General features: G+C 72.0%; 16 protein-coding genes. 8 read left to right on the top strand and 8 right to left on the bottom strand.

All coding sequences use genetic code 11. The annotated features are described in order from the left end of the window. Positions 1 to 132: 132 nt before the first annotated feature. From TU31_RS16905 to TU31_RS16895, 3 genes are all read left to right on the top strand, one after another. On the top strand, positions 133 to 1,476 hold the full coding sequence (locus tag TU31_RS16905; protein WP_042155574.1) for a DUF445 domain-containing protein: 1,344 nt from the start codon (positions 133 to 135) through the stop codon (positions 1,474 to 1,476). 68 nt (positions 1,477 to 1,544) lie between these two features. Next, positions 1,545 to 2,330: a class E sortase gene (locus TU31_RS16900; RefSeq protein WP_275451830.1), complete on the top strand. Its 786-nt coding sequence runs from the start codon at positions 1,545 to 1,547 to the stop codon at positions 2,328 to 2,330. Positions 2,331 to 2,362: 32 nt separating this feature from the next. After that, positions 2,363 to 2,596: a DUF3311 domain-containing protein gene (locus TU31_RS16895; RefSeq protein WP_042155116.1), complete on the top strand. Its 234-nt coding sequence runs from the start codon at positions 2,363 to 2,365 to the stop codon at positions 2,594 to 2,596. Between the two features lie 69 nt (positions 2,597 to 2,665). Here TU31_RS16895 and TU31_RS38045 read toward each other — a convergent pair whose 3' ends face one another. After that, complete coding sequence (locus TU31_RS38045; RefSeq protein WP_042155572.1) at positions 2,666 to 3,616, bottom strand: RNA-guided endonuclease InsQ/TnpB family protein; 951 nt, start codon at positions 3,614 to 3,616, stop codon at positions 2,666 to 2,668. A 182-nt stretch (positions 3,617 to 3,798) separates the two neighbouring features. Here TU31_RS38045 and TU31_RS16885 point away from each other — a divergent pair, with 182 nt between their 5' ends. Beyond that, entirely contained in the window at positions 3,799 to 5,388 is a 1,590-nt protein-coding gene (locus tag TU31_RS16885) for a sodium:solute symporter family protein (RefSeq protein WP_042155114.1), read from the top strand. Here TU31_RS16885 and TU31_RS16880 read toward each other — a convergent pair. From TU31_RS16880 to TU31_RS16870, 3 genes are all read right to left on the bottom strand, one after another. Next, positions 5,366 to 6,334: an SCO0930 family lipoprotein gene (locus TU31_RS16880; protein WP_042155113.1), complete on the bottom strand. Its 969-nt coding sequence runs from the start codon at positions 6,332 to 6,334 to the stop codon at positions 5,366 to 5,368. The genes TU31_RS16885 and TU31_RS16880 overlap by 23 nt on opposite strands. 190 nt (positions 6,335 to 6,524) lie before the next feature. Continuing rightward, a complete protein-coding gene (locus TU31_RS16875) occupies positions 6,525 to 8,069 on the bottom strand; it encodes an NADH-quinone oxidoreductase subunit NuoF family protein (RefSeq protein ID WP_042155110.1) in 1,545 nt (514 codons plus the stop codon). After that, positions 8,066 to 8,818 carry a hypothetical protein gene (locus TU31_RS16870; protein WP_052718967.1) on the bottom strand — a complete coding sequence of 251 codons (753 nt, stop codon included), beginning with the start codon at positions 8,816 to 8,818 and terminating at the stop codon, positions 8,066 to 8,068. Before TU31_RS16870 ends, TU31_RS16875 begins: the two co-directional genes overlap by 4 nt. A 578-nt stretch (positions 8,819 to 9,396) precedes the next feature. On the opposite strand from TU31_RS16870, the gene TU31_RS16865 reads away from it, so the two are divergent. After that, the gene (locus TU31_RS16865) at positions 9,397 to 10,197 is read left to right on the top strand and encodes a PucR family transcriptional regulator (RefSeq protein ID WP_018091333.1); all 801 of its coding nucleotides are present in this window, start codon (positions 9,397 to 9,399) and stop codon (positions 10,195 to 10,197) included. A gap of 220 nt (positions 10,198 to 10,417) precedes the next feature. On the opposite strand, the gene TU31_RS16860 is transcribed toward TU31_RS16865, so the two are convergent. From TU31_RS16860 to TU31_RS16850, 3 genes are all read right to left on the bottom strand, one after another. Then, complete coding sequence (locus TU31_RS16860; RefSeq protein ID WP_042155107.1) at positions 10,418 to 11,875, bottom strand: DUF1996 domain-containing protein; 1,458 nt, start codon at positions 11,873 to 11,875, stop codon at positions 10,418 to 10,420. Positions 11,876 to 12,090: 215 nt separating this feature from the next. Further along, on the bottom strand, positions 12,091 to 12,738 hold the full coding sequence (locus TU31_RS16855; protein WP_042155105.1) for a DUF4142 domain-containing protein: 648 nt from the start codon (positions 12,736 to 12,738) through the stop codon (positions 12,091 to 12,093). Positions 12,739 to 12,950: 212 nt separating this feature from the next. Then, positions 12,951 to 14,849, bottom strand: a complete 1,899-nt coding sequence (locus TU31_RS16850; RefSeq protein WP_042155103.1) for an AMP-dependent synthetase/ligase — start codon at positions 14,847 to 14,849, stop codon at positions 12,951 to 12,953. A gap of 165 nt (positions 14,850 to 15,014) precedes the next feature. Between TU31_RS16850 and TU31_RS16845 the strand changes: the two genes are divergently transcribed. From TU31_RS16845 to TU31_RS16835, 3 genes are all read left to right on the top strand, one after another. Further along, positions 15,015 to 15,320, top strand: a complete 306-nt coding sequence (locus TU31_RS16845) for a DUF6412 domain-containing protein (protein WP_042155101.1) — start codon at positions 15,015 to 15,017, stop codon at positions 15,318 to 15,320. A gap of 99 nt (positions 15,321 to 15,419) precedes the next feature. Then, positions 15,420 to 16,466, top strand: coding sequence for a YidC/Oxa1 family membrane protein insertase (locus tag TU31_RS16840; protein WP_042155099.1), 1,047 nt, complete (start codon positions 15,420 to 15,422; stop codon positions 16,464 to 16,466). 137 nt (positions 16,467 to 16,603) lie between these two features. Beyond that, positions 16,604 to 17,461 carry a fumarylacetoacetate hydrolase family protein gene (locus TU31_RS16835; RefSeq protein ID WP_042155097.1) on the top strand — a complete coding sequence of 286 codons (858 nt, stop codon included), beginning with the start codon at positions 16,604 to 16,606 and terminating at the stop codon, positions 17,459 to 17,461. A gap of 545 nt (positions 17,462 to 18,006) precedes the next feature. Here TU31_RS16835 and TU31_RS16830 read toward each other — a convergent pair. Then, entirely contained in the window at positions 18,007 to 19,125 is a 1,119-nt protein-coding gene (locus TU31_RS16830; RefSeq protein ID WP_042155094.1) for a Gfo/Idh/MocA family oxidoreductase, read from the bottom strand. Positions 19,126 to 19,154 lie beyond the last annotated feature (29 nt).

Raw genomic sequence — 19,154 nt, 5'->3', positions numbered from 1 at the left:
GCATGGACGCGGGGAACTCGTGGTTCGTTCCAGGAGTAGGTCACAGTGGGACTACGACCGGAACGGTGGCCGGCGTGCGGAGCAGGATAGGCCGTAGGGACGGTGCGGGGCACGGTGGGAACGGTGGAGCGGATGGAACGGACGGAAGCGGACACGGCGCCTCAGGCGGAACGGGTGCCGGTGCCGGGCGCGGCGGCTCCCGGGCAGGCCGGCGGGTTCGTCCTCGGTGTCGCCGACGAGGAGCGCCGGCGCGCGGTGCGCCGGATGAAGACGCTGGCCACCGGCCTGCTGCTGGCCGTCGCCGTGGTCTACGCGCTGGCGAAATGGGCCGAATCCGCCGGGGCGGGCGGCTGGACCGGGTTTGTCGCGGCAGCGGCGGAGGCCGGGATGGTCGGTGCGCTGGCCGACTGGTTCGCGGTCACCGCGCTCTTCAAACGGCCGATGGGGTTGCCCATTCCGCACACTGCGATCATTCCCACCAAAAAGGACCAACTGGGTCAGAGCCTGGGGGATTTCGTCGGGGAGAACTTCCTCTCCGCCGAGGTCGTCCGCCGCCGGCTGCGCTCCGTCGGCATCGGCCGGCGGCTCGGCGGCTGGCTCGCCGAGCCCCGGAACGCCGACCGGGTCACCGAGGAGCTGTCCACCGCGCTGCGCGGCGCCCTGACCGTGCTGCGCGACTCCGATGTGCAGGCGGTGGTCGGTGAGGCGATCACCCGCCGGGCGCACGCCCAGGAGATCGCGCCCGGTGTCGGCACCTTGCTGGACAAGGTCGTCGCGGAGGGCGGCCACCGGCGGGTGGTGGATCTGGTCGTCGCCCGCGCCCACGACTGGCTGGTCCTGCACGCCGACTCCGTGATGACCGCGGTCTCCGGCGGCGCACCGGGATGGACCCCGCGGTTCGTCGACCGCAAGGTGGGCGACCGGGTCTACAAGGAGCTGCTGCGCTTCGTCACCGAGATGCGGGACATGCCCGAGCATCCGGCGCGCGGTGCGATCGACCGTTTCCTGCGGGACTTCGCGGACGATCTGAAGTCCGACCCGCAGACCCGGGCCAAGGTCGAGCGGCTCAAGTCCGAGGTGCTGGGGCGCGGCGAGGTGCAGGATCTGATCGCCTCGGCCTGGGGCTCGGTCCGCGCGATGATCGTCGCCGCCGCCGAGGACGAGCGCAGCGAACTCCGGCTGCGGGTCCGGGCCGCGCTGCTGTCCCTGGGCCGGCGGCTGGCCGACGAGGAGCGGCTCCAGCAGAAAGTGGACGGCTGGCTGGAGGGCGCGGCCGTCTACGTGGTGACGACCTATCAGAGCGAGATCACCTCCCTGATCACGGACACCGTCGCCGGCTGGGACGCCGAGCACACCTCCCGGAAGATCGAGGCACACATCGGCCGCGACCTCCAGTTCATCCGTATCAACGGCACCGTCGTCGGCGCGCTGGCCGGGCTGTGCATCTACGCCGTCTCGCACGCCTTCGGCGGCTGACCCCCTCGCCGGCCGCCGGGCCGTGCGTGCCTCTGGAGACCTGCGCCCGCAGGGCTTACGGTGCCCGCGTGCGGGAGCGGATACCGGTAGTCGTGCAGGGGCGGCCCACCCGTCGCTCCCGTGCCGCGCGGGCGCTGTGGACGGGGGCGGAGCTGGCGGTGACGCTCGGCGCGGTCCTGCTGCTGCTCGTCGTCCACCAGCTGTGGTGGACCAACCGTCAGGCGCAGCACGCGGCGCGGGACCAGGTGGGCCGGCTGGAGCGGCAGTGGGACGCCCGGCCGCCGGCCCCCGGCCCGGCCCCGGCCCCGGAAGAGGGCCGCACGGGCGGCGCGCGGGCCGTGCGGAGCGCCCCGCCGGCCGGTCCGCCCGGCCGTGCCGGGAGCCCCACACCGGCACCGCCGGAGGACCGGGCGTACGCCGTGCTGCGCATTCCCCGGATCGGGCTCACCGCCCCCATCGCCCAGGGCGTCGGCAAGGCCGCGGTCCTCAACCGGGGCTATGTCGGCCACTATCCGCACAGCGCGCAGCCCGGCCGGGCCGGCAACGCCGCGCTGGCCGGGCACCGCAACACCCACGGCGAGCCGTTCCGCCACCTCGACCGGCTTCGGCCGGGCGACACCGTCCTCGTCGACACCGCCGAGGCCCGCTACACCTATGCCGTGCGGCGCACCCTGCCGCGGACCACCCCCGGCGACGGCACGGTCCTCGCCGCGGTCCCGTACAGCAGCGTGCACCCCGCCTACCGCTTCACCGCGCCCGGCGCCTATCTGACACTGACGACCTGTACGCCGCAGTACACGTCCACCTACCGGCTGGTGGTCTGGGCCGTGTTGCGGTCGACACAGTCCAGGTGACCGCGGGCCGGTGTCCCCTAGGCTCTCGGGTCGTGCGAAACCAGACCTCCGGCGGCCGGCCCCCGGGTTCGAGAAGGCGTCCCGCGCTGTGGTGGCTGCTGCTGCCGTATGCGCTGTTCCTGGTGGTGCTGCCGCTGGTGAACCGGGTGACGCCGACCGTGCTCGGGCTGCCGTTCCTGTTCTTCTGGATGCTGCTGGCGACGCTGGCCACCCCGCTCGCGGTGTGGCTGGCCCGGCGCGGCGACCGTGCGCGGGGGCGGATTTGACTCCTCCCGCTCGTAGACGAAGGGGGATTCCTGGCTCACGTCGCCTGCGGCCCTGCGGGCCGACAGGTCTTACACGATCAGCACTAGCCGGGGTGAAGACCAGCCCGGACCTGGGGGCACCTCCCAGCGGTAGCTGGGGGACATCACGCGGGCGGAGTTCTTATCCCTGGGGGATACGGCTCCGCACGCGGTGCAGGCATAGGTTCTCTCGGAAAGAGGAAGTGCGTGCTTGGTTCTCGCTCCGCACTGCGCACAGTCCATCGTGGTGTGCGCGGGGTGCACCAGATGCACGGCCCGCCCGTGCTTGCGGGCCATCTCGGCCAACGCCGCCTTGGTGGCGCCGAACGCGGCGTCGGCAGCCTTGCGGGCCATCGAGGACTTGGCAAGGACCGTAACGCCCCAGTCGATCCCGATCACACGTCCTGTGGCGGGCAGATCCTCGGGCACGGTGGGGACGACGAAGGAGGCGTACCAGGCGCCGGTACTGTCGCGGTACACACGCACCGAGGACGGCGGCTTGGGCAGGTCCCGCGACCACACCACCCTTACGACGGCGCCGCCCGCGAGGTGCAGACGGCCATCCTTGAGACGGAAACCCCGCTTGGTGTATTCGAGGGTGAGGAGCGCTTCGCGCTTCTTCTTGTACTTCGGCATCCCCGCCCGCTGCCGCATCGGCAACCGGGCCCTGATGTCCTTGAGCGCCTTCGCCCGGGACCTGCCGAAGTCTCGGATCAACTGCTGCTGGGGGACACACGCACCCTCCCGCAGCCACGGGATCCGGGCACGGGCTTCGGTCAGCATCGCAGCGAGCTGCACTGGCCCGCACGTCTGCTTCTCCGCGCCTTCGGGACGGGTCTTGTTCCAGGCGCCGACCTGCTTGGACTTGGCCACGCACTCATTCCACAACCACCGGCACCGGTCCCACTCCGCTTCCAGTGCAGCGCAGGCCGTGGACGACACACGAAGCCGGTAGGCAAACCGGGCATGCCCGCCACCTGCCGCCTTCGCTTCCATCGCCATGAACAGCAACCTACGCGGGGGGACTGACAGTTGAGAGCTCCTGACCCATGTGGGCCGCCTCGCCACCGTTGCGGGTGGACGCCGATCCGCCCTGACAGCGAATCGGCCTTCCCTGCCCCACTCACACGGAAGCTTCCCTTCCTCAACCCGCTGAAGCCGGGCATATCCACGAAGGAGACACGATGAACGCCGCGGTCTCAACCGGCATCTTCGGCGCCTTCATGGTGCTCACCGTCGTCCTCGGCCTGCTCGCGGTGCGGCGCAAGGGCACGGAGAAGGGGCGGCCCGCCGGGCTCTCGGAGTGGTCGGTGGGCGGCCGGAGCCTGGGTACGGTCTTCATCTGGGTGCTGATGGCTGGCGAGAGCTATACGAGCTTCAGCTACCTCGGCGCGGCCGGCTGGGGCTACAACTCCGGTGCCCCGGTGCTCTATGTACTGGCCTACATGTCCTGCGGCTATGCGCTGGGGTATGTCGTCGGGCCGATGCTGTGGGCCTACGCCCGCCGGCACGGCCTGGTCGGGATCACCGACATGATCGCGCACCGCTACCGCGCGCCCTGGCTCGGGGCCGCCGTCGCCCTGCTCGCCACGGTCTGTCTGCTGCCGTACATACAGCTCCAGATCACCGGCATGGGCGTGGTCGTCTCCACCATTTCCTACGGTGCCATCAGCATCGACTGGGCCTATTTCCTCGGCTTCGCGGTCACCACCGGTTTCGTGGTGATCAGCGGGCTGCGCGGCAGCGCCTGGGTCTCGGTGCTCAAGGACGTTCTCGTCATCGGCACCCTCGGCTTCCTCGCGGTCTATGTGCCGCTGCACTACTTCGACGGCTACGGGCCCTTCCTGGACCGGCTCGTCGCCGAGAAGCCGCAGTGGCTGACCTTCCCCGGGCATGACTCGGGGGGTCTGGGCCAGGTCTGGTTCGTCACCACCACGCTCGTCAACTCCCTGACCGTGGTGATCTTTCCGACGACCGTGGCGGGCTATCTCGGTGCCCGCAACGCCGAGGCGCTGCGCCGCAACGCCCTGTACCTCCCGTTCTACAACGTGCTGTTGTTCGTGCCGATGCTGCTGGGGATGGCGGCGCTGTTCGTGGTGCCCGGTCTGACGGGTGCGGACTCCGATCTCGCGCTGTTCAAGATGGTGGTGGACTCCCTTCCGGCCTGGGCCGTGGGGCTGGTCGGGGTGGCCGCCGCCCTCTCCTCCATCGTGCCGATGGCCGTGTTCATGCTGGTCATCGGCACGATGTGGGGGAGGAGTGTGCTGGGCGCGATCCCCCGTCTCAACAAGGGGGCGGCCGGGTCGGCTTCCGGGGACGGCGGGGGAGGGGCGGCGGGCGGACGGCAGAAGCTGTGGTCGCAGCTGGTCGTGGTGGTGGCCGGGGCGCTGGCGCTGCTGCTGACCTACACCGCCCCCGACACCCTCGTCCGGCTGTCCCTGATTTCGTACGAGGGCATGGCGCAGCTCGTGCCGATGCTGCTGCTGGGGCTGGTGTGGCGGCGGCTGACGCTGCACGCCGCGGTGAGCGGCCTGGTGGCGGGCTTCACGCTGGTCTGTGTCCTGGTCTTCGGGGGACACGACCCGGTGTGGGGGATGAACGCGGGGATCGTCTCGCTCGCCGTGAATGTGGTGGTGGCGCTCGCGGTCACCTGGCTGGGGCCGCGCGCCGCGGACGAGAGGCCGGACGCCGAGGTGCTGGCGCTGGACGACGAGTTCCCGCGCGACGGTGTGCCGTCGCGGGGCGGGCGGCTCAGCCCTCCGGCGTCGTCGTGACCTTCTTGCCCTCCTTGGAGACCGCGAACCACAGGCCCATCTTGCCCTGGCCGTTGATGTCACCGGGCTGCTCGTCGCCGGTGAACCAGTAGACGGGCCAGCAGTCGACGGCCAGCTGGCGGGTGCCGTCGGGGCGGGTGACGGTGGAGATGAGCTTGGGGGCGATGCCGTTGAGCTTGGAGCGGTCGGCGGGCTTGGCGGGCTTCCAGGTGTCCAGGCAGGCGTCGTTGCAGCCGAACTTCATCGGCCAGGCGCTGTCCTTGTTGAAGCGGTAGAGGGTGCGGCCCTTGCCGTCGACGAGGATGCCGCCGAGGTCGGGGTGGTTGAACACCGAGACGTCGCTGGGCTCCTGGGCGCCGGCCTTCTTGCCGTCGGGAGCGAGCGCGTTCCAGGTGCCGCCGACGCCCTGGCCCTTGGTGTCACCGGCCTTGGTGTCCTTGATGTAGCGGTAGGCGGGCCAGCCGGCGATGGTGAGCTGCTTGACGCCGTCGGCGCGGGTGACCGAGCCCAGCTTGCTCTTGTCGATGCCGGCCGGGGCGGTGGCGCCGTCGGCGGGGACCGGCGGCCAGGTGGTGGCGCAGGACCCGTTGCAGTTGGACTTGGCGGGGTCGGGGGTGTCCTTGTCGAAGCGGTAGAGGGTCATGCCCTTGGAGTCGGCGACGACCGTGCCGATCTTGGCGTCCTGATGCAGGGCCAGCTTCCCGGCGGGCGCGGCCTTCGGGGCCTTGCCGGCGGCGGTGTCGGTGCCGCCCGCCTGGCCGCCGGAGCCGCCCGAGCCGCCGGAGGAGCCGTAGCCGTAGTCGCTGGTGCCCTGGCCGGCGGGCTGGACGTTGTCCGCGCTGGTGGTGCCGGGGGCGCTCTGGGTGCCGCTGCTGCCGCAGGCGGTGGTCAGCGCCAGGGTGGCGACCGCCGCGGCCGCGAACGCCGCACGACGTCGATTGATCATGATGTCTCCTCTGCCGGTGGGTGGTTCCGTCGTTGCTGAGGTGGTGACCGGGTGGCCCGTGCGGTCGCCCGTTCCGTTCCGGTCCGGGCGACGGCGGGGTGCCGTCGCCCGGGGAATACGGGCTCCGGGGTGCCGGGCGTTCAACGGCGCCGAAGAATTTTCTTCGGGCGCAAAAGCCCCGCCCGGTACGTCAGTTGCCGCCCTGTACCCGCATCGCCAGCGCGGGGCAGCGGCGCACCGCGAGCTGGGCGCGGCGCCGCATCCGGGCCGGCAGCGGCATGCTGGCGGACTGCGGATAGCCGTCCGCGCCGAGCTTCACGACGCCGGGCACGACATCGGCGCACAGGCCGTGGCCGCGGCACAGCGTCCAGTCGATCAGCAGCCGTTCCTGCGGCGGCGCGGCCGGCCGCGCCGGGGCGGGCGCGGGGGCGGTGACCGCCAGCGGCGGGTTTCCGGTGACGGGCAGCGCACCGGTCACCGGGCGGCCGCAGCCGAATCCCTTCGCATGCCGCTCGAACTCCTCGGGGAAGGACCGCAGGGCCGAGGCGACGAAGCGTGAGGTGCCGTCAGGGTGGCTACAGGCGCCGCGTTTCTCCACGGCCCGCATCCGGGTCTGCACGGCTTCCAGGGCGGCCTCCCCGCCGCCCCGTACGGCGCGGTCGAGCTGGTCGGCGAGCGCGGGCAGGCCGAGCACACAGGGGCCGCACTGGCCGGCCGACTCGGCGGCCATCCACTGGGCGACGCGGACCGTCTCGCCCGCCGGACAGGTGTCGTACGGGATCGGCAGCACCGCCCCGGCGCCGAGCACCGCGTTGTACTCGGCCAGCGACTCCTTCGACAGGTTCGCGGTCAGCGCGTCGGCCGGGGAGATGAACGTGCCGTGGTAGCCGCCGATCAGCACCCCCTGCCCCTGGTCCATACCGCACAGCGCCAGGACCCGGGCCAGCGAGACGCCGTAGGGGACCTCCACCACCCGGCTGCCGGCGACCGTCAGCAGCAGGGTGCCGGGCTCGGTGGGCAGGCCCGCGGTGCGGTAGCCGAGCGCGCCGAGGCGGGCGGCCACGGCGAGCTGGGCGTAGGTCTCGGTGTTCGACAGCAGGGTCGGCACACCGTTCAGCCCGCGCTCGCTGGAGCGGATCTTGCGGCCGGAGGGCAGCCCGGGGCCGCCGCCCAGCCCGTTCGTCATGGCCGAGCCCTCGCCGGTGACGAACCGTTCGGTGAGCAGGGTGACCCGTAACGTCGGCCGGACCGGGCCGCGTTCGTCGATGGCCCGCTGCACGGAGCTCAGCACATCCGTACGGGTCACCCCCAGGGCGACCTCCTGTGCGCCGAGCGCGTCGGCGGCCAGCAGCGCGCCGTCGAGCACCAGATGCGGGGCCTGCAGCAGCATCGCGGTGTCCTTGAGGCAACTGGGCTCGCCCTCGCTGCCGTTGACGACCACCGCGCCCTTGCCGTCCGCGCGCTTCATCCCGTCGATGACGGCGGTCAGCTTGCGGGCGAAGGGGAAGCCCGCGCCGCCGCGGCCGCGCAGATCGATGTCCTCGGCCAGCGCCACCAGCTCCTGAGGGGTGAGCTGGGGGAGACTGCCGTGCCGGGACAGGTGGGCCACCCGGTCCATGCGGGGTATCTCGTCGAGGCCGGCCAGCAGCCGCGGCGGCCCGAAGGACGCCAGCGTCGGTACGGGCTCCGCCTCGGCGAGGGCCGGCAGCAGTTGGGTGGGGGCGGGGGCGGTCATGGGAGTTCTCCTGTGTTCCTGCGTGCGTCGCGCAGCCGCAGGGCGAGTCGTACGGCCACCGCCGTGAGGCAGATGGCATAGCCGGCGACGGCCCAGCCGGCCGCCGCGCGCCCGGACTTGAGGCCGTGCACCAGGGCCAGGCCCCAGGCGAGGTAGGCGCACATGTGCAGCGCCCGCCACCAGCGGGCTCCGGACAGGCCGGTGAAGGCGCCGCGTACCGCGCCGGTCACCGCGACGGCGATGAACGTGTAGGCGGCGAGGGTGCCGAGGCCGATGAGGCCGGGCCGGGCGCCGTCGGTGAAGGGCACCGCGGCGGCCGTGGCGCCGGTGTGGCCCTCGGCGATCTTCACCCAGATGTGCAGGCCGAGGAAGCCGAGTCCGGCGACCGCGGTGCCGCGGTGCACGGCCTGGGCGAGCAGCCGGTGCCCGGAGTGCAGCACCATGCGGTCGGTGGCGGCCAGGCCCCACAGCACGGTGACCGACAGCGAGACCAGCGCGAGGACTCCGGCGCCGAAGTCCAGGAAACGCATGAGGGTGTCCGCCGCCCCGGAGTGCAGGGTGACGGCGAGGAAGAGCAGCAGCGCGGCCGGAAGCGCCGGACGGAGTACGGCAGTTCCGGCGAAACCGCCTCCGGGGGCCCGCCGGTCCGGCGGGCCGGGTTCGTTCGGAGGGCGCCGGGGGCGGGGTACTGAAGGTGAGGGCCGGGCACGGTGTGCGGCGCGGCGGCTCTGCAAACGCGGTGCGGACATCGGACCTCCCGGTGTCGGGGCACGGGTGCGGGATGCGAATTTCTATGAAATCTCCCGGGGGCGTAATTTGCCCGGGGCTTTTGTTCGGGTGACCCCCGGTAACACTAAACATTCTGTAACCGGGTGGATACGCAGGGCCGTAATCCGGATGTGCAAAAGCATCTCCGAACGTGTTCAGGCTTTCGTAAGGTTTATCGCGCTGTGACAAATTCCTGCACTGGCATCGCGGTCGCGCGGGGGGACTCCGGATGATGCCGACTCAGGCGCACGGGGGGGCGCCAATCCCCTGTACCAGCCGCATCCCCGCCAGGATCGAGGTAGCGATGTGTGATCTCCTGAACCGCATCTGGTCGCGTCCCCGCGGCGAGTGGAACCGGGTAGTGAGAAATGAACTCCCGGATCTCGCCGAGAAGTTGGTCGCGGAGTTGCAACGCGGATTTCCCGCATTGTCCGCACTTCTCGGGGATACTCCCGTAGAAGACGCACATTGGGCGCTTGAACAGGCCTTGCTGACAGTTCTGGGGTACCAAAAAGAGTCGGAAAGTAAACCTCCGGCAGTACCCTCAGTTGTCACTCCGATGCCGGTGGCCCGGGCCCGCCAGGACCTGTTCGACGTGCTCGCCGGCCAACGCGAGGTGCCCGAGGAGGGATTGCACGAGCTGGCCCGCGCCGCGGGCTGGCCGGTGCCCGACACCCTCCAGGCCGTCGTCCTCGCCACCCCCGCCGAGGCGCCCCAACTCGCCGCGGCGCTGGGGCATGCCCTCATCGGCAATGTCGAGGGCTACACCTGTCTGTTCGTCCCCGACCCGGCCACTCAGACCCGGGCCCGCCTGGAGGCGGCGCTCAAGGGCCGCCCGGCGGCGGTCGGGCACGTGGTGCCGGCCACCGACACGGCGTCCTCGCTGCGGTGGGCCCGGTATCTGCTGACGCTGGCCCCGAGCCGGGTCGGCCCGGAGTCGCGGCCCGCGTTCGTCGACGACCATCTGTCGGCGCTGCTGCTGCTCCAGGACGAGTCGCTGGCGGACGCACTGACGTCCCGCTGGCTCGGCCCGCTGGAGGAGCTGACGCCCCGCCAGAGCGAACGGCTAGAAGTCACGCTGCTGGCGTGGCTGGAGGGCGGCGGTGCCCCCGAGGCGGCCAAGCTGCTGCATGTGCACCCGCAGACGGTCCGGTACCGCTTGCGCCAGATCGAGAAGCTCTTCGGGCCGGTGCTGCGTGATCCGCGTACCCGCTTCGAGCTGGAGATGGCGCTGCGCAGCCGGCGTCTGATGGCCCATGTCCGCAGTTACCGCGCCCGGGCCGGCCGCCGCGCCCGCGCCGTCGCGTCCTCCATACGCCCCCTCGGCATGGCCCGTGAGGCCCGCGTCAACGGCCTTTGAGGGACCGACGGATGAACCACCGCGCCCCTTGAGCTGACCGCCGGCCGGTCCGACGGCGTACCGCCGGCACCACACCAGCCCCTCGGCGCAGAACAGTGGCCCCGCCCCGGGAATCCGGGACGGGGCCACTGCGTTGTCGGGTCCAGGGGGCCCAGCGGCCCCTTAGGGGACGTCTCCCCTAAGGGGCCACCGGGCCGTGGGCCTCAGGGCCGCCGGCCCGTCAGGTGCATTCCTGGCCGTTGTTGATGCAGTCGACCGCCTTGCTCATCAGGTTGTCCGGCATCACGTTGATGAAGTCACCGTGGTCGGTCACCGGTTTGTGCAGCTGTTCGGGGAAACTGTCCACCGCGAAGCTCTGGCCCTGCGGGACGTCGTAGGTGATCCGCTGGACGAGCTGCGGGACCGCCTGGAAGCCCTGCGGGCAGTTGCCGTTCTGGTCGGAGAACGCCATGTGGTCGCGGTGGTTGCCGCTGTCGATGTCGCGGCCGTTCCAGCAGTTCTGGAAGGCGAAGGTGCGCACGACCTGCGAGCCCTGGGGGCACAGCGGGTACTTGTCCTTCAGCTGCCGGTCCTCGAAACCGGTGCAGCTCCAGGAGGCGTTGGCGTTCTTGGTGCCGTTGGTGAACGCCTTGGCGTCGCCGGTGATGATCTTCAGGAAGCGCGGCATCGCCCGGACCTCGCCGGACTGGCTGCCCCGGAAGGTCAGGGTCACCGTCGCCGGCGTCAGCGTCGTGCCGACGTTGGCGTCCTGCGCGGCACCCGGCTTCTGCTCCGCGTTGCCGTCGAGCTTGCGCAGCACCGGCCAGTAGTGGGTGGACTGGTCGCCGTTGTCGCAGGTGGTGTCGGAGGCGGCGAGTTTGTTGTCGTTGGCGAAGGCGTCGGTGGCCTTGTTGCCGACGTAGTCGTGGGTGTGGTGGGCGCCGTTGCTGACGCCCGGCGTCACGATGACGTTGTCGGAGTTGAAGTGGCCGTCCTCATTGCGGCCGCATTCGGTGGTGAAGGTGCCGGTCGAGGCGTTGCCGCCCTGGGGGGCGGCGAACGGCGGGGCGTCCGCGTTCGGCTGGACGTTGTTGATGTCGACGAAGTCGTCGGGCGACGGGCCGCCGGGCTGGCCCTGCTGCTGGCCGCCGTTCTGGTCCTGGGCCTGGCCCCCGTCCTGCACCTGACCGGGGTCCTGGGCCTGGCCCTGTGTCTCTCCCTGGGTCTGGTTCTGGGTCTGTCCCTGGTACCAGCCGTCCTGGACGGACTTCGTGGAGTCGTTGCCGCCCGCGCCCGCGCCCTCGTTGACCGGCTTCATGGTGCAGCCGCTCATCTTGAGCAGGTAGCCGGGCCGTTTCGCGTCCTTGGAGATCGCGGTGACCATCGTCTTGATGGTCTTCGCCCGCTGCGTCTTCAGCCCGTTGAGGACGCTGTCGCCGCTGCCGCCCATCATCTTGTGGTACGCGTCGTGCACCTGCTTGTCGAGTGCGGACAGCCCCTTGGAGACCGGGAGCTTGGCGCTACGGGGTACCTGGCGCAGCCGCTCGCCCACATCGGGGCAGGAGAGGGTGAAGGCGCTCGCGGTGTGCTGGGAATGGCCGGCCATCGCGTCCTGGGTGCTGTTGCCGGCCAGCGCCGTGGTGGCGTAGGCGGCCAGGCCACCGCCGCCCAGCAGCAGGGCGGTGGCGCCGATCAGCATTCTGTTCGTCAAACGCGAGCGTTTATGGGCTTGTTGCCGTTGCCTCATGAGATCACTTCGCTTCGTCCGATGTGAGGGGTGTCGGTTGGTGCGGGTGTCGTTTCTTCCGGGTCGCGGGTGGTGGTGGGCGCGGGGCGTCCCCCGCGGTGGGCGGGGGAGTCCGCCGCCGTCCGGGCCGCCGACCGCGCCGCCGTGACATGCCGGGGCTCCGTGGCCTAGCTGCTGTGCAGCGTGTTGAAGTCGACGCCACCGGTCTTCTCCAGCGCCGTGATGTGGCTCAGGACGACGTCGTTGGCCCGGTTCGCCAGGGAGCGCACCATCGAGTTCTTGGTCTGGTCGCGGACCAGGGCCACCAGGCCGAAGACCTTGCCGTGGGCGCGGCGCAGCAGCTCGGCGAACGTCGGGGCGAAGTCGTCGCCCTGGGCCGCGTTCATCTGCGCCAGCCAGCCCTGCTGATCGGCGTTGGGCTGGTTGGGCAGGGAGATGCCCAGCGCCCGCCCGGCCTCGATCGACCGCCGGTCCAGCTCGGTGTGTCCGGCGACGAGAATGGCGCCCGCGCTGCGGACCGCCGCGGTCTGCCCGCGTTCCTGCGCCTGGCGGCCCGCGGGCAGTTCCCACAGGCCGGCCAGTCTGACCTTGCGCACGAAGTCCCGGTCCATGGCGGTCAGCGGACCGTAGCGGGTGTTCACCGTGCCGCCGCCGTCGTCGTCGTAGGTGACGGTGTTGGTCGCCGCGGACGCGGTCTCACCGAAGAGCTGGACGGGCAGCAGCAGCGCCGCGAGCGTGGCCACGAGTGCGGCCACGACCAGTCCGGTGGCGATGGTCCGCCCGGATGTTGCGGAATTGCTGAGGATGGACCGCACACGGCCTCCCGGTTCGTCACTACTGGAATGCCACCGGACGTTAAGTGCCGTGACGGGCCCGCGGTCGCGGGTCCTCACCCCTGGACAAATAACGGCCGGGCCCGCCGCGGCACTGCTACGGTGCCGCGGGCGGGCCCGGCCGGATACGGGTGACGTGCGCCGGCTGCCGTATGCCCGGCCGGGCCCGTCCAGAGGTGGTCTGCCCTGTGCTCTCAGCGCGCGTACAGGCCCGCCGCCGCCCATCTGCGCCGGTCCTGGCGGGTCTCGGGCTCCTCACGCTGTCCCTGGGCGTAGAGGGCGTCGATCTCGGCCGCGTACCGCCGTACGATCGCCGCCCGCCGCAGCTTCAGCGACGGCGTCACCAGCCCGGCCTCCTGGCTGAACTCGCCCGGCAGCACGCGAAAAGCACGGATCGACTCGGCCCGGGACACCGACGCGTTCGCCCGTGCCACCGCCCGCCGCACCTCCGCCTGGAGCTGCTCCTCCGGCGTCGGCGCCTCGCTGTCGCCGCCCGGCTCCTCGCGCAGGTGGTGCCAGTGCTCCAGGGCCTCCGGGTCCAGCGTGATCAGCGCGGTCACATACGGGCGGTTGTCGCCGACCACCACACACTGCGAGATCAGCGGATGGGCGCAGAGCCGCTGCTCCAGCCCCTGCGGGGCCACGCTCTTGCCGTTGCTGGTGATGATGATGTCCTTCTTGCGGCCGGTGATGACGAGATAGCCGTCCTCGTCCAGATGCCCCAGGTCGCCGGTCGCCAGCCAGCCGTCGTACAGCCCGCTCTCCGCTGCGCCGTCCTCGTCGAGATAGCCGGCGAAGACCACCGCGCCGCGCACCCACACCTCGCCGTCCAGCGCCAGATGCACCGCGCTGCCCGGCAGCGGCATGCCCACCGTCCCGAAACGCACCCGGCCGGGCGGCTGTACGGTGATCGCGCCGCTGGTCTCCGTCAGGCCGTAGCCGTCGTAGACGGTGATCCCGGCGCCGGCGAAGAGCAGTCCCAGCTCCCGCAACAGCGGTGAGCCGCCGGAGACCGCGGTGCGCACCCGGCCGCCCAGCAGCTCCCGGATGCGGGAGTACACCAGCCGGTCGTAGAGCGCGTGCCGGGCCCGCAGGAAGGGGTCGGGGCCGCGCCCGGTGCCCTGCGCCTCCGCCGCGAGGGCCTCCGCGTAGCGCACCGCCACCGTCATCGCCGCGTCGAACGTCCGCCGCCGGCCCGCCTGTTCCGCGGCCTGCCGGGCGCGGGCGCAGATCTTCTCGAAGACGTACGGCACCGCGAACAGGAACGTCGGACGGAACGAGGCGAGCGCCGGCAGCAGTTCGTCCGAGGTGACATCGGGCTGATGGGCGAGCTTCACCCCGCCGCGCAGACACGCCACCTGCACCATCAGCCCGTAGATGTGCGCGAACGGCAGGAAGGCCAGCAGCGACGGGCGTTCACCGGGCGCGGCCAGCAGCCCGCCCCAGCCCGCGTAGAGGGTGTCGCACCCCGCGGCGAGATTGGCGTGGGTGATCACGCAGCCGCGCGGGCGGCCGGTGGTCCCCGAGGTGTACACGATCGCCGCGATGTCGCCCGGGCTGACCGCGTGCCGCAGCCGGTGCACATCGGCCTCGGTCAGCCGGGTGCCCTCCTCCGTCAGCCGCCGGACGCAGTCCAGGTCCAGCTGCCAGAGCCGGCGCAGCGTGGCCCGGGCGTCGCAGGCCTCCGCCACGGTCATCGCCTGTGCCTCGTTCTCCACGACGATCGCGGTGACCTTCGCCCCGGCGAGGATGCAGCGCAGCTGCTCGGCCGAGGCGGTCGGATAGACCGGGACGAGCTGCCCGCCGATCGCCCACAGCGCATAGCTGAACAAGGTCCACTCGTAGCGCGTACGGGACATCAGCGCGACCCGGGTGCCGGGCCGTATCCCGTCCGCCAGCAGCCCCCTGGCCAGGGCCATGACCTCGTCACGGAATTCCGCCGCCGACACCTCCTGCCAGTCGCCGGGTGTGTGGTCGTCGCGGCGGGCGAGCTGAGCGAAATCCGGCTGGTGGGCGGCGGTGTCGAAGACGGAATCGGCAAGACCGCCGCTCCGTAGTGGAGCCGCCAGGGCCGGGACGCTGATGTCGCGCACAGCACCTCCTAGGTGATCCCCCTTGATTTCCCCCTGCTCCCCGCCGCCCCCGACGGCGGAGAGGGCGCAAGCTACCGGCCGGTCTCCCGGCTGCCCAGAGGTGTGGCTACTCTTGAGCGGAAGACGACAAGTCTTGACGACCGGACAACCCGAGGAGGGCGCTGGATGTACCGCATCGTCGATGCCTGGCGCCTGCACACCTCAGCGCTCCTCTTCGTCCTGGCCGGCTTCCTGCTCACCCAGACCGGCCTGACCACGGCCCTGACCGCCGCCGCGACCACCACCGCGCTGCTGCTCCTGTGCCGCGCCTTCCTGATCGCGGCCTGCGCGCGGCCGGTACCACCGGGCCGGATCCGTACGGCCATCCGCGACCGCGAGCGGCGTACGGCATTCCTGCCCCAGCGTGATCCCGACGCGGCCGGCCGCCCGCGTCCGCGGGCACCGGGCCGTCCCCTCCCGACGGCCGCGTAGGCGCACCGGTCCGGTCCCCGTACCGCTCTTTCCGCGTCCGCGCGGCTCGTCACGCCGAATCCACATCCCGGCACGACGAGACCCGTGGAGGGCTCACCCATGTCCATGTTCGGCTTCCTCGGCGATGCGCTGGCGCACGGCGCCCAGGCGATCGCCCCGCTCTTCGGCACCGCGGCCATGGCCGCCGCCATCGTTCTGTTCACCCTGGGGGTCCGGGCCGCGCTGCACCCCCTCGCCCGCGCCGCGGCCCGCGGCGAGAAGGCCCGTACGGCGCTCGCCCCGCAGCTCGCCGAACTACAGCGCAAGCACAAGGGCAACCCCGAGCGGCTCCAGAAGGCGATGGCCGACCTCTACGCCGAGACCGGCTCCTCGCCCCTCGCCGGCTGCCTGCCGACCCTGCTGCAACTGCCCGTCTTCTTCGTGATGTACCACCTGTTCTCGACCGGCGGCGGCGACCTCCTCGATCACACGCTGCTGGGCGCGCCGCTCGGCGGCCACTGGACCGGGGCGCTCGCCGACGGTGGTGTGTTCGGGCCGCAGGGGCTGGTCTACCTCGGACTCTTCGTGCTGGTCGCCGCGGTCGCCACCTGGAACTTCCGGCGGGCCCGCGCCACGATGGCCAAGACCCCGCAGCCGGCCGCGGGCAACGCCGCGATGCCCGGTATGGCCTCCATGGCCAAGGTGATGCCGCTGCTGTCCTTCGCCACGCTGATCACGGTGGCGGTGGTGCCGCTGGCCGCCGGGCTCTACATGGTCACGACGACGACCTGGACGGCGTGCGAGCGGGCGCTGCTGCACCGGGGGCGCGGTCCGGCGGAGGCGGCCGCGGCGGCCGCCCCGGGGAAGGGGAAGGCGGCTGCCGTGAAGGGGAAGGCGGCCCCCGCCGTGGGGCAGCCGTCCGCGGCAGCGGCACCGGGGCCCGCCGTGGCTGATGGGGCGTCGGGCGAGGGTGCCCCGCGGCAGCGCGTGGGGCAGCAGCGGGCCGACCGGCGCACGCCGAAGAGCCGCGCGGCCCGGCAGCGGGCGGCCCGCGCCAGGGCCAACTCGCAGGCGAGGAGCGCCGGGACCGGGTCCCGCCCGGCCGGCGAGGCGGCTCGGCGGTCCGGCGGCACGGCACCCGAGCACATCGCCACTACCTCTCAGTAATGGTCCAGTCCGTGAACGGGGTCTTGCGGACCGGACCCCGTTCTTGGACGATCAGCCAAATCGCTCGATGGCCGTCCCCCATCGGCCGGCCCGGGAGATCCCTTCCGGGCCGACCTACGACCACGGGAGTTGAACCGATGAAGCTGCTGCGTGTCGGAACGGTGGGGACGGAACGCCCGGCGCTGCTCGACGAGTCCGGGACTCTGCGGGACCTGTCGGGCCTGGTACCGGACATCGACGGAGCGCTCCTCGCCGACGAAGGAGAACTGGCGCGGATCCGCACCGCCGCCGCCTCCGGGGAGTTGCCGCGACTCGATGCGGCCGGGCTGCGCACCGGCCCGCCGGTGGCCCGGATCGGCAAGATCGTGTGCATCGGGCTCAACTACCACGACCACGCCCGGGAGACGGGCGCCGAGACCCCCGCTGAGCCGATCCTCTTCATGAAGGCACCGGACACCGTCGTCGGCCCCGACGACACCGTGCTGGTCCCGCGGGACAGCCGGAAGACCGACTGGGAGGTGGAGCTGGCGGTCGTCATCGGCCGCACCGCCCGCTACCTGGAGACCGACGCCCAGGCGCTGGCCGCGGTGGCCGGCTACGCGGTGGCGCACGACGTCTCCGAACGCGCCTTCCAGATCGAGCGCGGCGGCCAGTGGGACAAGGGCAAGAACTGCGAGACGTTCAACCCGCTGGGCCCCTGGCTGGTGACCGCCGACGAGGTGCCCGACCCGCAGAACCTCGGCCTGCGGCTCTGGGTCAACGGCGAGCTGAAACAGGACGGCACCACCGCCGAGCAGATCTTCCCGGTGGCCGAAGTGGTCCGCTACGTCAGCCGGTTCATGACCCTCTACCCGGGCGATGTCATCAACACCGGCACCCCGGCCGGCGTCGCCATGGGCCACCCGGAGCCCAAACCGTATCTGCGGGCCGGCGATGTCGTGGAACTGGAGATCGACGGGTTGGGGCGGCAGCGGCAAACCCTACGCAGCGCGTAGGGATTTTTTCCCACGTTTTCGGCTGTCCCGCCGTGGTGGTTTCTCGCCGTTGCGCCTGCGGCGGGCCGGGTGATTGTTGGGTGCGGTGACGGGCCTCCGGGGCCTGGTGTGTGGACTGCTTCGCTTTACGTCCACACACCAGGCCCCTCCGGCCCGTCCCCTCCCGTTGGGGGAGTGAGTGCAGGTGGGTGGGGGCGGACCGCCCATGCCCGTGACCGTGACCGTGCCCCGCGCCCGTTGAATGTGCCCCTTGCGTGTGATCGACAAGGCGCACCGGACCACCTACGGGTCCACCCACCAAGGTTTCCCCACCCTCCAACGGGAGGGGACGGGCCGGAGCGGGTGGGGGTGTCCGGACGTAAAGCGAAGCAGTCCGGACACCCCCACCCGCGCAGGCCCGTCACCGCACCCGACAGCCCCGCGCAGCGGCACCGCCCGCCGCAGGCGCAACGGCGGGGGCACCGCGCAAGCGGGCAACAAACGGCGAGCAACACCCACGGCGGGACAGTCGAAAACGTGGGCCGAAGGCCAAAGCGCAGCGCACGTCAGCCCGCGAGCCGTACCGTCCGGCCCTCCGCCGCGGAGCGTTTCGCGGCCTCCAGGACGCGCAGGGCGGCCGCGGCCTCGGTGGCGGTGACCGGGGGCCGGCCGCCCTCGCGGAGGGCCCGGGCGATCGCGGCGTAGTACGCGGGGTAGTCGCCCGGCAGGGTCGGTACGGGCTCGCCGCCGCCGGTCTGCGGGGACGAACCGGCGCCGAGCCGGCCCCGGCAGGACTCCGGTTCGACGCCCCACTCGACGCCCTCGGTGCCCGGCCGCAGACCCTCGCGCAGGGCGGCCTCCTGCGGGTCCAGACCGTGCTTCACGTAGCCCGCCCGGCTGCCCAGCACCCGGAAGCGCGGGCCGAGCATGGCGGTCGTGGCGCTCACCCACAGATGGGAGCGGACACCGTTCGCGTGGGTGAGGGCGAGGAAGGTGTCGTCGTCGGCCTCCGCGCCCGGGCGCCGGACGTCGGACTCGGCGTAGACCGAGACGACCGGGCCGAAGAGGGTCAGCGCCTGGTCGACGAGGTGGCTGCCGAGGTCGTAGAGCAGCCCGCCGAGCTCCGCCGGGTCGCCGGACTCGCGCCAGCCGCCCTTGGGCTGCGGACGCCAGCGCTCGAAGCGGGACTCGAAGCGCTGGATGTCGCCGAGCGCGCCGTCCTCGATCAGCTTGCGGACGGTGCGGAAGTCGTTGTCCCAGCGGCGGTTCTGGAAGACGGAGAGCAGCAGGCCGCGGTCGTCGGCGAGCGCGGCGAGCTTCTCGGCCTCGGCGGCGGTCGCGGCCAGCGGCTTGTCGACGACCACCGGCAGTCCGGCCTCCAACGCGGCGGTGGCGAGCGGCACATGGGTCTTGTTGGGCGACGCCAGCACGATCAGATCGAGGTCCGCGGCGCGGTCCAGCACCGCCTGGGGGGTGTCGACCGTACGGACCTGCGGGTGCTCGGCACGGGCCTGCGCCTGCCGCGCCGGATCCGAGGTCGAGACGGTGTCGAGCCGCAGGCCGTCGGTGGCCGCGATCAGGGGGGCGTGGAAGACCGAGCCGGCCAGGCCGTAGCCGATGAGGCCGACGCGGAGCGGGCCATGGGGGGCGGCGGTGCCGGTGGGGTCGCTCGTCTCGCTGCTCATGAGTTCCACTTAAGCAACGCTGTTGCCAA

The organism is Streptomyces lydicamycinicus, assembly GCF_000829715.2.
Taxonomy (GTDB): domain Bacteria; phylum Actinomycetota; class Actinomycetes; order Streptomycetales; family Streptomycetaceae; genus Streptomyces; species Streptomyces lydicamycinicus.
Note: the sequence above shows the minus strand (reverse complement) of the source record. Positions and strands in the feature narration are given on the sequence as shown.

What these genes read in the sequence shown, in the direction of transcription:
- TU31_RS16905 (WP_042155574.1), top strand. Translation starts at nt 133, where the DNA reads ATGGAACGGACGGAAGCGGACACGGCGCCTCAGGCGGAACGGGTGCCG.
- TU31_RS38045 (WP_042155572.1), bottom strand. Translation starts at nt 3,616, where the DNA reads ATGGCGATGGAAGCGAAGGCGGCAGGTGGCGGGCATGCCCGGTTTGCC.
- TU31_RS16885 (WP_042155114.1), top strand. Translation starts at nt 3,799, where the DNA reads ATGAACGCCGCGGTCTCAACCGGCATCTTCGGCGCCTTCATGGTGCTC.
- TU31_RS16880 (WP_042155113.1), bottom strand. Translation starts at nt 6,334, where the DNA reads ATGATCAATCGACGTCGTGCGGCGTTCGCGGCCGCGGCGGTCGCCACC.
- TU31_RS16875 (WP_042155110.1), bottom strand. Translation starts at nt 8,069, where the DNA reads ATGACCGCCCCCGCCCCCACCCAACTGCTGCCGGCCCTCGCCGAGGCG.
- TU31_RS16870 (WP_052718967.1), bottom strand. Translation starts at nt 8,818, where the DNA reads ATGTCCGCACCGCGTTTGCAGAGCCGCCGCGCCGCACACCGTGCCCGG.
- TU31_RS16865 (WP_018091333.1), top strand. Translation starts at nt 9,397, where the DNA reads ATGCCGGTGGCCCGGGCCCGCCAGGACCTGTTCGACGTGCTCGCCGGC.
- TU31_RS16860 (WP_042155107.1), bottom strand. Translation starts at nt 11,875, where the DNA reads ATGCTGATCGGCGCCACCGCCCTGCTGCTGGGCGGCGGTGGCCTGGCC.
- TU31_RS16845 (WP_042155101.1), top strand. Translation starts at nt 15,015, where the DNA reads ATGTACCGCATCGTCGATGCCTGGCGCCTGCACACCTCAGCGCTCCTC.
- TU31_RS16840 (WP_042155099.1), top strand. Translation starts at nt 15,420, where the DNA reads ATGTCCATGTTCGGCTTCCTCGGCGATGCGCTGGCGCACGGCGCCCAG.
- TU31_RS16835 (WP_042155097.1), top strand. Translation starts at nt 16,604, where the DNA reads ATGAAGCTGCTGCGTGTCGGAACGGTGGGGACGGAACGCCCGGCGCTG.
- TU31_RS16830 (WP_042155094.1), bottom strand. Translation starts at nt 19,125, where the DNA reads ATGAGCAGCGAGACGAGCGACCCCACCGGCACCGCCGCCCCCCATGGC.